This window comes from Shewanella sp. 10B (genome assembly GCF_023475885.1).
GTDB classification, from domain to species: Bacteria; Pseudomonadota; Gammaproteobacteria; order Enterobacterales; family Shewanellaceae; genus Shewanella; species Shewanella mangrovisoli.
Genome location: NZ_JAMDJO010000002.1, coordinates 924,485 through 940,054, shown reverse-complemented (window position 1 = coordinate 940,054; position 15,570 = coordinate 924,485). Strand labels below are relative to the sequence as shown.

8 protein-coding genes are annotated in these 15,570 nt (G+C 50.9%); 7 read left to right on the top strand and 1 reads right to left on the bottom strand.

All coding sequences use genetic code 11. The annotated features are described in order from the left end of the window. Positions 1-3: 3 nt before the first annotated feature. From nosD to M0415_RS11665, 5 genes are all read left to right on the top strand, one after another. Complete coding sequence (gene nosD, locus M0415_RS11685; RefSeq protein WP_249553472.1) at positions 4-1,293, top strand: nitrous oxide reductase family maturation protein NosD; 1,290 nt, start codon at positions 4-6, stop codon at positions 1,291-1,293. Next, the gene (locus M0415_RS11680; RefSeq protein ID WP_249553474.1) at positions 1,274-2,320 is read left to right on the top strand and encodes an ABC transporter ATP-binding protein; all 1,047 of its coding nucleotides are present in this window, start codon (positions 1,274-1,276) and stop codon (positions 2,318-2,320) included. Before nosD ends, M0415_RS11680 begins: the two co-directional genes overlap by 20 nt. Continuing rightward, entirely contained in the window at positions 2,317-3,204 is an 888-nt protein-coding gene (locus tag M0415_RS11675) for an ABC transporter permease (protein WP_249553476.1), read from the top strand. The genes M0415_RS11680 and M0415_RS11675 overlap by 4 nt, the downstream gene beginning before the upstream one ends. Positions 3,205-3,418: 214 nt before the next feature. After that, positions 3,419-4,702 carry a winged helix-turn-helix domain-containing protein gene (locus tag M0415_RS11670; RefSeq protein WP_249553478.1) on the top strand — a complete coding sequence of 428 codons (1,284 nt, stop codon included), beginning with the start codon at positions 3,419-3,421 and terminating at the stop codon, positions 4,700-4,702. Between the two features lie 227 nt (positions 4,703-4,929). Further along, a complete protein-coding gene (locus M0415_RS11665; protein ID WP_249553480.1) occupies positions 4,930-7,062 on the top strand; it encodes a M13 family metallopeptidase in 2,133 nt (710 codons plus the stop codon). Positions 7,063-7,102: 40 nt separating this feature from the next. On the opposite strand, the gene M0415_RS11660 is transcribed toward M0415_RS11665, so the two are convergent. Next, a complete protein-coding gene (locus M0415_RS11660) occupies positions 7,103-9,496 on the bottom strand; it encodes a fatty acid cis/trans isomerase (protein WP_249553482.1) in 2,394 nt (797 codons plus the stop codon). Positions 9,497-9,756: 260 nt separating this feature from the next. Between M0415_RS11660 and M0415_RS11655 the strand changes: the two genes are divergently transcribed. Both M0415_RS11655 and M0415_RS11650 read left to right on the top strand, forming a co-directional pair. Continuing rightward, positions 9,757-14,703 carry a S8 family serine peptidase gene (locus M0415_RS11655; RefSeq protein WP_249553484.1) on the top strand — a complete coding sequence of 1,649 codons (4,947 nt, stop codon included), beginning with the start codon at positions 9,757-9,759 and terminating at the stop codon, positions 14,701-14,703. 149 nt (positions 14,704-14,852) lie between these two features. Continuing rightward, a complete protein-coding gene (locus M0415_RS11650; RefSeq protein ID WP_109286869.1) occupies positions 14,853-15,479 on the top strand; it encodes a flavin reductase family protein in 627 nt (208 codons plus the stop codon). Positions 15,480-15,570: the final 91 nt, after the last annotated feature.

Here is a 15,570-nt window from a genome sequence, read left to right as displayed (position 1 = left end):
GGTATGTGGCGCTGCTTGCTGCTCGGTTGGCTCTGTAGTTTATCCCTTGTTGGGTTAGCGCAGGAGTTTAGGGTCACAGATACTGCTGCTTTGACCCAAGCCCTCACGCGGGTGCAGGATGGCGACACTGTAGTGCTCGCCACCGCCGTTTACGAAGGCAATTTTACGGTCAGCCGCGCAATTCATCTTAAGGGCGAAGCGGGCGCAACCTTAGATGCCCTGCGTCAAGGCAGTGCCTTAACCATTGCGGCGCCCAAGGTGATTGTTGAAGGGCTGAATATCCGTCACTGGGGGCGGGATCTCTATTACCACGATGCCGGTATTCTGCTGCAACCGGGTGCTGACGAAGTGCTTATTAAGGGCAATCGACTGGTGGGGGATGGCTTTGGTATCTATGGCGAGCAGCTGAGTGCGCCCCGCATTATGGAAAACAGCATCAGCGGTAATGGCGCCATTTATGTGTTGGATCGGGGCGATGGTGTATTCCTCAAACATGTGAGCGCGCCCCAAGTGCAAGCTAACCATTTTATTTTTGTCCGCGATGGCGTGTATCTCGAGTCGGTGACGGACAGCCAAATCCACCATAATCAATTCGCTAAGCTGCAATACGGCATCCATTATATGTACACCCGAGGCGATGAAGCCTCAAACAATCAAGCAATTAGCGTCGATGGCGGTTATGCCTTGATGAACTCGCAGCACATCTTTCTACACCACAACAAGGTCAGCCAAGCGCGGGACTTTGGCATTCTGCTCAATATTACTAACGATGCCCATATTCAGGCAAATGTCGCGACAGAGGTGGTCAACCCCCAAGGTTCGCTGGAGCTGGGCAACGAGGGCAAGGGCATTTTTATCTACGCCGCGCAGAATAATCGCATCGAGGCGAACGAGTTTAGCCATAGCGATACCGGGATCAGCATGGCCATGGGCGGCGAAGCAAACCGCCTTTGGCACAATCGTATTTTAGCCAATCAAACCCAAGTCAAATACGTTGGCGAGGCGCAACTCGAGTGGAGTTATCAGGGGCAGGGTAATTTTTGGTCCGAATATCAGGGCTGGGACACTAATGCCGATGGCGTCGGGGATATCGCCCATCGGCCCAACGACAGCTTAGACAAACTCTTTTGGCTCTATCCCGAAGCGAAACTGCTGATGGAAAGCCCTGTGGTCTTGCTGCTGCGTTGGGTAGAGCGGCAGTTTCAGCCAACTGGCGTAAGCGGTGTGAGTGACAGCTTTCCCTTAATGGAATGGAAAACCGAGGAGATGGGCAATGAGCCATTTCAGCAATGATGCAAGGCATAAACAGGCGCTAACCTTGATGACAAACGAGGGTTCATCCCAAGGGCAAGTGGCGGTAAAGGCCATCGGGCTTTGCAAGCGTTATGCGAAGTTCGAAGCACTCACGGATCTTCATTTTGAATTACATGCTGGACAAACTTTAGCGCTACTCGGCCACAATGGCGCGGGTAAATCGACCCTGATTAAAATGATCTTAGGGCTTATCTCTCCAAGCCATGGCGAGCTATTTGTCCAGGGGCAACCTCTGCATACCAAGCGACCCAATGTCAATCTGTCATTAGGCTATTTGCCTGAAAATGTGAGCTTTTATGACAATATGACGGCGCAGGAGATCTTAAGCTATTTTGCCAAACTCAAGGGTGTTGATCCCAAGCGAATATCCATTCTGCTGGAAGAATTCGGCCTGATGGCGGCCAAGGATAAACGCCTAAGCACCTTTTCTAAGGGCATGCGCCAACGTTTGGGATTAGCTCAGGCGGTATTGGCCGACCCAAAAGTGCTGTTGCTGGATGAACCGACAGTGGGGTTAGACCCCCTCGCATCGGCATTTTTATATCAGAAAATGGCGCAACTGAAGGCGCAGGGCTGCGCCATCATCATCAGTACCCATGAGTTAGGATTAGTGCAAGATCAAATGGATAGTGCGCTGGTCTTAGGTCAAGGTCGGCTGCTCGCCTCGGGCGATTTAACTCGCCTTAGAATAGTGAGTTCGCTGCCAAGTCTGCTTGAGTTACATCGCGTTTCGCCGCTGCAATATCAGCAGCTAATGGCTCTGCCGCTATTTGCCTCAATGCGGAATCACTCAAGCGCAAACAGAGTGTGCTTTAGTGTGCCAGATGCGCTTAAGGCCAAGGTTATCGAACAATTACATATTCTTAAAATCCATGAGTTTTCCATTGTGCCAGCGAGTTTGCAGGATATTTTCCATCACTTTATGGCAGGGCTGAATCGCCCTAATACGTCATCCGTGCGCTCGGCTGTTGGAGAAGAGCAAGACCAAAGGGAGTTAGTGGCATGAGTCAGATAAGCATCAAGCAAGGCTGTGCCCAATATTGTCCTCCACGGGCGCTGACACTGATTCAAGCCATTGCCGTGAAAGAGTTTAAGGACAATTTACGCAACCGTTGGTTGGGCTTGATGGCGGGGATCTTGTTAATTTTATCCCTGTGCGTGAGTTTTATGGGCAGCGCGGTGTCGGGCACTGTGGTACTGCTCGATAATGCACAAATCTTCTCGGGCTTAGTGACGCTGGCGGTGTTTATCTTGCCTTTGGGCGCGATTTTACTCAGCTACGACAGCTTTGTCGGCGAGCGCGAGTCGGGCACGCTATTGCTACTACTCACTTATCCCTTGGCCCGTTGGCACTTGGTGTGCGGCAAGTTACTCGGCCATGCCTATGTGATGATTTCCGCCTGTTTAATGGGGTTTGGGACGACGGCGCTGTTACTGCTGGCCTTTGTTGAAGAACACGCCAGACACGCCTTAGCCATAGGGTTTATCCATTTGATTAGCAGTGGCATTTTGCTGTCGTTGGTGTTTGTACTTTTGGGCTATTGCGTGAGTTTATGTGTGCGGGAAAAGGCCAAAGCCCTAGGCGTATTACTGCTGCTGTGGTTTGTGCTGGTCTTGGTTTATGACTTAGTGCTGCTCACGGCGCTGGTAAGTCTGGCGGAAGTGTTCAATCGTCAGCTATTTAACCTATTGATTTTAATCAATCCTACCGATCTTTTCCGCGCTTTAAATCTGCTAGCCAATCCCGCAGATACCTTGTCGGCGAAGAGCAGTCTCGCGTTGATTGCCCAAACCGGAATGGGGCCTGTGCTGATGTACGCCATGCTGGCAACTTGGATAGGACTGTTAGGGTTGCTGGCTAGCTGGATTTTTACACGGCAAGAGGTTTAGGTTTTTCTGCATTAGTTTAAATTTATGCTTTATAAACAATGGGTAAACTGAGTATAGAGTCACAGTATTTTATGTTGTTAATAAGTAAAATAAACCATCTTGATTTGGTAGCCAGGAATCACGGTTGCTCTCGGGTGAAGCTGAGTTTCACTGTGTTTGCCCGTTGTTAGCGCAATCATAGTCTATTGTGTTGGCTTAGTGTTGGGCGCTTAACATGCATAAAATCACTTCATATCTAACGTTAGATGAGCAGGCCAAGGAGCTTGTTGACCTTGTTCATGGAACCCATATCGGCCTGACTTTTTCAGAAACCGCCGTACTCCTATTGCTGTTATCTTCCCCGAACGCGATTTTTACCAAGGAAGAATTGCTGCACGTCGGCTGGCCAGAACGTGTGGTCGCGCCCACTTCATTAACTCAGTGCATCAGTACATTACGTAAAAAATTAGAACCCTATACCGAAGTGCAGCTTAAAACAGTGGCGCGCCGCGGTTATCAGTTGCATGTGTCCGAACAGTCCCATGTGAAGATGTTGGCGATTAACGATGCCGATGCGATCCGCGATGCGATTGTTGGCGTCTCTGCCTGGACTAAGGTGGCGGGCATCGTCATGTTGGGGTTAATCCTTATCTCTGTGTGGTACTGGAGCGATCATCATGCCGTGGTGAAACGGGTCGCTAAATGGAATGCTGATAAATATATCAGCCTCAATATTGGTGGTACCTTAGGGACGGCGCAGGTGCTGTATATCGACGATGAGGAACATTTACATCCCTCATGGTGGCAAAAACATTTAGCACCAGAGGGTAACCATATCAGTGGCTTACCTTATTTCAGCGCCTTTGCGGCAACTGATGGTAAAAACTATTCGATGGCCATCTGCCCCTCGCTCGATGCCAAGGATTGTAACGGCAAGGGCATCATCAATATCACCTCCATACATGCCACTCCGGCGGGCCTTGATATGGCTGAGTTTATTCCGCTCAGTAAAAAAATGGAGGAGCGTATTCGCTACAACCGCATCGTGCTGCCGATTGATGATAAGGGCGCGGGGGAGCTGCTGGAGCATAACTACCACGCGGATATCTATTTCCCAGTAGCGGGTGAGCTGCTGGTGCGCACGGATCTGAGCATGTCGCTGGTGTACGAAGGGGAAAATCGAGGCAAGTTTTACTCCACCTCCTGCATTACCGATCAGGACTGTTTAACCACTCCGATTAAGTACACTATCCGTGGCGAATTCGAGCAGTACCAGACGCAAATTGATGATCTGAATGTGGATGTTTTCCATGTCAAAGTATCACAAAAGGAGCTGACCAAACCCGATGAAGTGAGCCATTCGGCGATGCAGTTTTACCGCGCTATTCGTAAGCACGATATTCGCGATGAAGATCTGTTTTACTATCGGGTTTATCAAAATCAGGGCACGGCGGTGTGGATAGTCCCACAGATGGGGCAACTGCTGGCCTGGACTCAGTACACTCAAGTCAAACTCTAACCTGTGTTATTCAAACACGATAGTCATCGGCTGTTTGGCTTTTTGCTAGAAGCATCTGTTTGCCAAGGGATAGAGTGTATTAAAGACTTTGCATTAACTTTCTATCATAAAGCGTGAGTTTCTTTTACATCCCACCATATCGCCAGTTACACTGCCTCGCCATGCTGGAAAGCATTCAAATAGCCAAAATACCAAAAATACAAGAATAACAACGGAAGGAGTCTCATATGTCGGACCGCCTGATCCCCGTCATATTACTGTCGACGACAGTTCTGACAGGGTTAACTGCCTGTGGTGATAACACCAAGGAAACCGCCGCTGTCGCCAGCGACAATGCAGCAAAAGTACAAACCAGCGCAGCACCTGCTGCCAGCCAACCCGCCACGCCAATCGGCATTAACCTCGCTGCAATGTCGCCTAAGGTTAAACCCGGCGATGACTTTTATACCTACGCCAATGGCGAGTGGATGAAAACCACAGAGATCCCCGCCGATCGTTCAAGCACAGGCGCTTTTTTAGTGGCTTTCCAAGAGACTGAAAAGCATAAAACCAGCTTAATCGCCGACTTAGTCAAGGCCGAACACATCGCTGGTAGCGATGATGCGCGCATTGCCGATTTCTACAAGGCTTACACTAACACTGCGGCAATCGATGCGGCGGGCATGAAGCCAATGGAAGCCGATTTGGCCAGTTATCAAGCCATTGCGGACAAACACGCCCTATCGGCGGCGCTCGGTGCTAACCTACGTGCCGATGTGGACCCTCTCAATGCCACCGACTTTTTCACCGAAAACCTCTTCGGCATTTTCGTGACTCAAGGTCTGGCGACGCCGGGTGAAGTGCTGCCTTATATTCTGCAAGGCGGCTTAGGTTTACCCGAGCGCGAATATTATCTGTCGGACGACCCTAAAATGGTCGAGATCCGCACCGCTTACCGTGCCTATATCGAGACCCTGCTGACCGATGCGGGCATCAGCGATGCTGCGGCCCGTGCCGATCGCATTTTCGCCCTCGAACATAAAATCGCTAGCGCCCACGCCAGCCGTGAAGACAGTGAAGATTTCACTAAGGCATCGGGTGTGTGGAGCCGTGCCGACTTCGACGCTAAAGCCCCTGGTATCGACTGGACTGCCTTTTTAGATGCCGCCCAGCTTGGCAAGCAAGACAGATTTGCCGCCTACCACGCCAGTGCCATTACTAACCTCTCGGCGCTGGTGGCCTCTGAGCCGTTGGATGCGTGGAAAGACTGGTTGGTGTTCCACCATATCAACAGCCACGCCGATGTATTGCCATCGGCTATCGATAACGCTTCTTTCGCCTTTAACGGCACTAAGCTGTCGGGCACCCCTGAGCAGCGTAGCCGTGATAAACGTGCCTTGAGTGCCTTGGATGAATACCTAGGTGATGCCGTAGGCCGCGCCTACGCCGAGCATTATTTCCCGGCCTCGGCCAAGGCCGAAGTTAGCACTATGGTGGATAACATCGTCAGTGCCTTTGGTAAGCGTGTCGAAAAACTCGAGTGGATGGACCCTTCAACCAAGCAGGAAGCCCTAGCTAAGGTTGCGACCATTGCCGTTGGCGTGGGTTATCCCGATAAATGGCGTAATTACGATGCCTATGCCGTATCACCAACCAATGCCTATGCCAATGCTATCAATGGTGAAAGGGTGGAATACGCCCATCAACTCGCCAAAATCGGTAAACCTATGGATAAGGGCGAGTGGTGGATGACGCCGCAAGTGGTTAACGCGGTTAACCTGCCAGTGCAAAACGCGCTTAACTTCCCTGCGGGGATTTTGCAGCCACCATTCTTCGATGCTAAGGCCGATGCTGCCTATAACTATGGCGCGATTGGCGCTGTGATTGGTCATGAGATCAGCCATAGCTTCGATAACAATGGTGCGGCGTTCGACTCGACTGGCGCTATGCGTAACTGGTGGACGCCAGCGGACTTTGCTCAGTTTGCTAAGCAGGGTGAGGCATTGGCGAAACAGTTTGATACCTACGCGCCATTCCCGGATCTGCATGTAAACGGCAAGCTGACCTTAGGTGAAAACATTGCCGACGTGGCGGGCTTAGCGGCCGCGCTCGATGCCTACCATGCCTCGCTTAACGGTAAACCTGCACCGGTTATCGATGGCTTAAGTGGCGACCAACGCTTCTTTATCGGCTTCGCCCAAACTTGGGCGACCAAGATGCGTGATGAAGCTCTACGTGCCCGCGTGGCGACCGATGGCCATGCTCCTGGCATGTACCGCGCGCTGACCGTGCGTAACTTAGACGCTTGGTACACTGCCTTCGATGTGAAGCCCGGCGACAAGCTGTACTTATCCCCAGAGGATCGCGTGAAGATCTGGTAAGTTAAGTCGATAAAAAGGGAACCCTAGGGTTCCTTTTTTGTTAGCGATTTTGCAGTCGATTGTAGTCTAGCCAACCGCTTTCAATCGGATGACTGTCGAAAAAGGCTTGGTTGAGTTTGTCACTAAAGGCCCAGAAACGCGGATCGGTACGGCGCACCGCCGCCAAATCCAATAACGCCTCGTAGTCTTTCTCGGTTTGCATGCCTTCGACCTTAGCCACGACTTTGGCTAAGTCCTGCTCCTTGATATGCCAGAAGGCTTCGGGATAACTGCCCAAAAGCCCGCGTACTAGCGTGACATCATCCTTGGCGGGCTCGCGATTGCTTTCCTCATTGAATAGGCTCGAAATATTCCGATGGGCACTGTTACGCACTAAGGTAAAGATTTCCGCTTTGCCTGGGGCTTGCGGCTCAATCATAATCATCGTCAGCTCGGGCAAAAGAGTCGCTTGCGTACCTTTGATTCTGCCTAGTGCCTGCAACAAGGCCTTGCTATTGGGTTGCAACTGACTAAGTGCGATTTGATAGCGTTGGGGCTGAACCTCGCCGACCTTAGCGGCCAACTTTTGGTAGAGTTCGGCCTTAAGATCGCCCGTGTAGTAGAGCACCCCCGTGGGTTGATTAAAGGTATTAATATCCCCCGCGATAAAGGCGGTCAGCTGGGTGCCTGCATCCTGATACCAATCCTTAAACTGCTTACGGCGCTCCTCTTGGGGCAACAAGGTCAAGAAGTTAGACTCGCCCTCCATGCGTAAAAAATCCATATACAGGCGGGTGAGTAGCTGGTGCCCATAGTTACCATACACATCGAAACCCGCAACCAAGAGATAGTGAATGCGCTCCAGCAGGGCATAGTCGATCACCCAAGCCGTCTTAGGAGATTCTCCCACTAACCCTTTGACCACAGTGGCATTATCGAAATGCCTAAATACCGTCAGGCTGGCATTATCATTGTTGCCTTCTCCGTCCCATAAACCGTCGATAGTGAGGTGGCGACCATTTTTAAACTTATGATTTAAAAACTGATTTCGCGCCCGCATATACTCGCCCTGTTTGGCGGCGTATTTCACCCAGGTCACGGCAAGTGCGGTGCTTTCTTCCTCGGCGGGCATGCGTAGGTTCTCGATTTGACCCTGATAGAAATCGGTAAAGTCGCTATCGTCCATATATTCTGGGGTGACAAAGTAGACCCAAAACCGATCGTTGATCACATTGAGGGCGACCTGACCACGGCAAACTGGTCCCTTGATAAAGCCCATAATGGTGTCTTGAGCGCGGGTAAGCATAAAGCGATAGCGCGAGCCTGCGGGCAGCTGAATAAAGGCCTCGAAGGGATTGGCCGCGACGCTCGGTTTATAGCTGGGCAGCGAGCTGACTTGGTATTTAGCATCGATAAACCACTGCTGCCAGTTTTGCAGCACAGTGTTATTCAAGGCGTAGGGAATATGGGTCTTATCGACGATCGTGGCGTGATAGGGTTTAAAGCGGTAATACACCCGCGACACTTGCGGATCGTCGAAGGGGCGACGACTGGCAATCAGATCAATCGGTTTGCCCGGCGGCGTGCGTGAGCGCACTAACTCGAAGTAAGCCGCGGGAGCATCGGCCGCGGTTAACGACTCAAAATACAGGTGAAAGGCAAATAAGTGCTCGTAAATATAACGGGCGCTCAGTTGCGCCTTGAGGTTGTCGGCATTTAAGAACTGCTCCCAGCGGGCGATTTCTTGATTAAACTCGGCGCTGAGGGCTGGTGGCGTCGGCAACACTGCACCCTGTTCGAGCCATTGCATCAATACCTTATGTTCCTGCTGATTGAGCGCAGGCAAGCCGTAGGGCATGCCCGCAAGCGGTTGGTATTGCTCGTATTTGTCCATTTCCTCAATGCTGGCGCATTGCTGAACCCGATCGAGGCTAAAGTCGAAACTTTTATCGAGCAGTTTAGTGTCCGGTAGGGGATGGGCCTGTTTTAGCGTTAGCATCCGCGCCAGCACTGAGGCCTGAGTATTGGCCTGTGGGGTCTGGGCGCGCTCATTGAGCACGGGATAAAAACCGCGTTCGCGCCAAGCTTCAGGCGTGTGGGCATCGACAAATAACCGATTTGGTGTTGCCGCCATCAAGCGGGTGCCCTGATAGACTTTTTCCTTGTTCGCGCCCCGTTCAATCCCCTCACTGGAAGTCATTTTAAGTTGGCAGGGCGCATCGTAACAGGCATGGCAAACCACGCAGCGACCGTTGATGATAGGTTCAACAGCCGAATGATAAGTCTTTGTTTGTGCTGTGAGTTCACTCTGGATTGGCTGATAATCGGCCCGCGTCTGCGGCGAGCTTTTACCGTAAAGACTATCAAAATCCACTTGGGCGACGCTGGCACAACCCGTGACCGCTAACACTAGGGCCAATAGCCAACGTTTCCAGACTGCATTTATCGGATTCATATCCACTCCTTTGCCCGACTGATGAGCTTTATCCATGCCTAATCTGCAACACTCTAGCAGAATAGTCTGAACAAGTTGAATTTACGGCGTATTTTTATGATTTTTCGAAATTTATCGCTGTAGCTAACACGCATTCAAATGTTTAATTTGTGTTTTTGTAGTGTTACATAATGGTACGCATTTTTTGATGGGATTTTGTTATATCTAGTGGTGCACGCCAGTGCATAAAAATATAACTATATAATTCTGAAGGAAATGCTATGAACAATCAGCAGTTCAAACGTACCGCTATCGCGAGCCTGACTGCGCTCTATGTGAGTGGTGCTTGTACGTTTGCATTGGCCGACCCAGGGATGGAGAAGGTCGCAGGTAGCAGTTTTTATACTCCTACTTTCACCGCCGAAGATGTACTAAAAGTCACTAATGAGCGCAAGGCTGAGCTCAGTGGTGATATTTATGTCGGTACTCCGGGACAAGTCAACCGTGTTAAGAAGGCCCGTACTCCCGAAGAGATTTTTCAGCCCGAAGCTAATTCGCAAGGGATACAAACTTATATCGTTCAGTTAGAGGCTGAGCCTTTAGCAACCTATGAAGGCGACATCCCTGGCTTTGCAGCCACTAAGGCACCAGTTAACCGTTCCGTGATTGCTAAGGGTCGCGTCAGCGTGAACACGGCGACGGCACAGTCCTACAAGAGTTACTTGTTAGGCAAGCAAGACAAGTTTGTCTCGCATGTGCGTCAAGCGGGCCTGAACCTGAAAATCAACAAACAATTCACTATCGCCAGCAACGCCTTAGTCGTTGAGATGACGCAGGAAGATGCGATTCGTATGTCGCACCAATCTGGCGTGAAGCGTATTTCCCCTAACCGTATTTTTGAACTGCGCACCGACCGTGGCCCTGAGTTCATTGGTGCCGACCAAATGTGGCAAGGTACCGCGACGCAAGGCGGTTTGCCGGTGAAGGGTGAGGGCATGGTCGTCGGTATTATCGATACGGGTATCAACACCGACCATGTCGCCTTTGCCGACGATGAAGAATATGCACGCTTAAACCCATACAAAGGTCAGGCGATTGGCGATTGTGGCGCTTTCCCTGAACTGTGTAACAACAAGTTAGTGGGTCTGCATTCTTACCCTGAAATCACCGATGTGTATGCGGCGCCTGAATTCCAAACTTCAAGTGGTGCGACAAAACGTATTCGTCCTGCGAACGCGGAAGACTATGCGGGCCATGGTTCCCACACGGCCAGTACCGTTGCGGGTAACACCCTAAAAGATACGCCTCTGCAAGGTTTTACTGGCGATAAGGTCAGCGATGGTGTGGATGTACCTTTTACCTTCCCACAAACCAGTGGCGTCGCCCCCCGTGCACATATCATTGCTTACCAAGTTTGTTGGCCGGGTAGCAGTGGCGACCCCTATGCAGGTTGCCCTGAGTCGGCCATTTTATCGGCATTTGAAGATGCGATTGCCGACGGTGTGGATGCGATTAACTTCTCTATCGGTGGCGCTGAAAACATGCCTTGGGGTGACCCAATGGAGCTGGCCTTCCTATCAGCCCGTGAAGCGGGGATTTCCGTTGCCGCTGCTGCGGGTAACAGCGGTGCCTATTGGACGGCTGACCATTCATCACCTTGGGTAACTACAGTCGGCGCAACCACCCATGACCGTAAACTCAAGGCGGGTATTAAGAGCATTACCGCTTTTGAAGGCACGGGTAAACCGACTACGGCGATTCAAGGCACCAGCTTCTCTGGCGCGATTACCGGTGAAGTGGTGCTGGCAGAGAAATATGCCGATCCAAACACCAAAGACAGCTATACCGCGGCAAGTTGTAACGTGCCTTTCCCTGCGGGCACCTTTACATCGGATCAAATCGTTGTCTGTGAGCGTGGTGATATTGCCCGTATCGAAAAAGCGAAAAACGTGGCAGCGGGCGGCGCTGGTGGCGTGATCCTGCAAAATATGAGCTCTTCGGTGGATAACCTCGAAGCGGATATGTACGTGATCCCGGGTATCCAAGTGAAGTATGCCGATCGCCTTAAGATCCGTAACTGGGTACTGAAAAATCCGGGTACAGCACGGGCGACTATTACCGACTTTACCAACGATTACAGCTTTGATGCTGCAGCGGGTAATAACCTAGCGACCTTTAGCTCACTAGGCCCAAGTCGGACTAATAACACCTTAGTGCCTGATTTAACGGCGCCAGGTGTGGATATCTATGCAGCGAACGCCGACGATCAGCCTTTCACCAATAATCCAACGGCGTCCGACTGGACCTTTATGAGCGGTACCTCAATGGCCGCGCCGCACGTTACTGGTGCGATGACGCTGTTGACTCAGTTACACCCTGACTGGACGCCTGCCGAAATCCAATCGGCACTCATGCTGACTGCAGGTCCCGTGGTATTGAATACTGGTTATGAGCTGGTTGAACCTTACTACAACTTTATGGCGGGTGCGGGCGCAATCAATGTGGCGCGTGCCGCGGATACTGGCTTGGTGATGGATGAAACCATCGACAACTACCGTAATGCCGATCCGACCAATGGCGGTGTGGTGAACTGGTTGAACTTGCCTTCTATGGTGGAAATGGAATGCGAGAAAACCTGTAGCTGGATGCGTACCGTTAAGGCGACCCGTGATGGCACTTGGACAGTTGAAGGTGTCGGCAAGGAAGAAGGTTTTGAGGTATCTGTATCGCCAGCGTCCTTCAGCCTGAAGGCGGGTGAATCGCAAAGCATTATTATCACTGCGAAAACGCCAAGTCTTATCGAACATAAGGTGGAGCCAGCAGATCCTTCGGCGCCTTGGAGCGAAGTACTCAATAAAAATGCTTTCTTCAATGGCCAAGTGTTGCTAAAAGAAATCAATGGCAGCTCACCAGATGTACACATGCCAGTGGTGGTGGCGAGCGTGGCCGATCAGTTACCTGTTGCGCACCGTTTTGAAATCACTCGCGATCAAGGTACAGAGTCTTTGGTAGTGAACACTGACTCCTACAGCCAACTGACCCCACGTTTCTATGGCCCGGTGAAGCCAGAGATCAGCTCAAACAAATTAACCGCAGTGAGCGCGATCTTAAGCAAAGCGAACATAGACAAGGGTTGGGATATTCGCCCTGTGGTGGTGCCTGAAGGTACTAAACGTTTCGTGGTGGAAGTTCAAAAGGCAGAGCTTGTCTCGACGCTGGAAAACCTAAACCCACGCTATACCCAGTTGCACCCCTTTATCATGGTGGGTTTGGATAAGAACGGCAGCAATACCTTCGTACCAGAAGGCGATAACCCAACGAGTTCTGCGATTCGCGCTGAATATATTGATGAGTTAATGTGTATCTCAACTAGCCAGTCTGAACATAACTACTGTAGCTTTGAGAGCCCAACCCCAGGTACTTACTGGGTGGCAACCGCTATGGCCTATGGCGCGGGTCAAGGTGATGTCGCTGTTGAAACTGGTTATGCCCTAGTGATGGAAAACGATGACAAGGGCTACTTGAACATGTCCGGCCCGGCATCCCACGACGGTAATGGTAACTATGAGATTGGCCTTAACTGGAACATTCCTGAAACCAAAGCTGGCGATGTTTACTACGGTGGTTTCGACCTTGGCAATATGCCAGGTGCCGAAGGTACATTAGGCTTTACCGCGCTGGATATTCGTCGTGCCGACGATGCGGTAACTTGGTCCGTGAGCCAAGACAAAGCCCGTAGCATGGATGTCATCGATGTTAAGCTCAACATTGCGCCTAACCTAGAGACACAGGATCGTAACTACAAGTTCGAGATGAAGCTACCGGAAGGTATGCGTCTCGCAGCGGGAACGATCAAAACCAATAACGATGATGTGACTAAAGCGATCGTTGCCGATGAGCACAACCTAACCCTGAGTGGTTTACAGTTGTCGACACGTAACGTTGGACGTGAGTACAAGGTCAGCACCAGCTTAACCGATAAGATGTGTCATACACCGCTGATCGATGAATATTCGAAAGGCGGTTATATCGACCTGTGGGGCGAGTTCCGCATCCAGCCTAACGCAGACTGGTTTGTCGGTGACTTTAACAACGCATTCGATGTGCCTATCAATTGGCTGTTCTACAAGCAAAACGCCAAGTTTGAAGTCTACAACCAACCTAACGCGGGCTACATGCGTATGCATACCGTGGGGGCGTTGCAGTTCAACACGGGTTACTGGTACATGTCGCAACACCGTGGCCCAGGATTCTTGAACGAAGCCTTGGCACCATTCTGGCGTGGCACTTTCACCAGCAAGTATCGTCGTGATCCTTCTGAGCCATGGGGTTTAACCATTGCGACTCAGTATGCTGAAGATCGTCCAGATCTGGGCGATCTACTGTTCCTCGAGTTCGACAATGTGACCGACAGTAAAACGGGTGAAGAGTTTGACTTTGAAACCATTTTACGCAGCGGTATCGATGATCGTCCGGGTCAATATGAAATCATTTACGCCTATAGCAACTTAGGTGCAAATGTGGCAAAAGGTGCGGTATTTGTGGAAGGGTTTGACTCTCCATGGTCAAAAACCGTCGGTCCAAAAAATGGCAACCTCTACGAAGTCTTAGGTTTCGATAACTTGGACGAAAAACTGCAAAACGATCTGGTGGTCTGTTATGACTATGTGGGTCCTGAGCAGAGCCGTATGGAAGTCAGCTTTAAAGTGGCTGTTCAACCAGAAGCAACAGGAAAAACCTTGGATCTTGAACTGAACTACGATCTTGAAGGTGCAACGCCAACCACGTTGGTCCACAGCATTGCTGTGAATGGCAATATCAAGTTAGCGCCAATCGCTAACCAAGTCGTGGCCGAAAACACCCGTCTCGAAGGACTGAGTGTATCCTATGTGGATGCGAACAAGGTTCCGAACACGGTTGAAGTCACGGGTGAGCACATTAGTGCCGAGATCAAGGGTAGTCAGTTTACCCTGATCCCAGAAGCGAACTTCCACGGTGACACCTTAGTCACAGTGACTGTGCGTGATAACGAAATCAGCTCTGATGCCGCCAGCACTAGCTTTATGCTGACGGTAGAGTCTGATGGTGTTGAACCTACGCCAGTCACCCCTGTGACTCCTGAAACCCCAGAGCCAGAATCTAGCTCCGGTGGTGCCTTAGGATGGAGCTTACTCAGCTTGCTTTCTATGGCATTCATTCGCCGCGCTAAAAAAGCCACTCGTGCTTAATTAGCTTAATTCTCCAGTCAAAAAGAGGGACGCATGTCCCTCTTTTTATTGGGTTAATATCTTCCTGTTATTCGATCTGTTCACGGGTTAAGATGAATGACATGCGTGAATGCTAAGCTTTATTAGGCACAAATCGACAAGGGAAGAAGATGACTACAGAACGCTATTTTTACGAGCCGAGCAAGGGACATGGATTATCGCACGACCCCTTAAATGCGATTGTCGCCCCCAGACCCATAGGCTGGATCTCCTCGCGCAGTGCACAGGGGCAACGCAATCTCGCGCCCTATAGTTTTTTCAATTGTTTCAACTACAAACCACCTATCATCGGCTTTGCCAGCACGGGCTGGAAGGACAGTGTCGCCAATATCGTCGACACCGGTGAATTTGTCTGGAACCTCACCACCCGCAGCCTTGCCGAGAAAATGAATCAAACTTCCGCCATGTTGCCCCGCGGGGAGGACGAGTTCGCCTTTGCCGGACTCACCCCAAAGGCGGGCACTATCGTCCAAGCCGAGCTGGTGGCCGAAAGCCCAGTAAACTTTGAATGTAAGCTTTCTCAATGTATTCAATTAACTGCCGCTAATGGGGACAAGATTGATACTTGGCTCGTCTTAGGTGAGGTCGTTGCCGTGCATATCGCCAAGCATTTACTCAATAGTGAAGGAGTGTATCAAACCGCCCTCGCCGAACCCGTGCTGCGCGCCGGCGGCCCATCCGCCTACTATGGGATCTCGGAAGAGCAAAGGTTTGATTTACATAGACCACAAGTGTAGGGCGCTTAAACGCCGCTAGGCTTGAGAAGCAAACTGCGTTTGAGCTTAGAGTGTTAATTGTAGGTTTGGGTGTAATTTCTAGCTTCTAGCT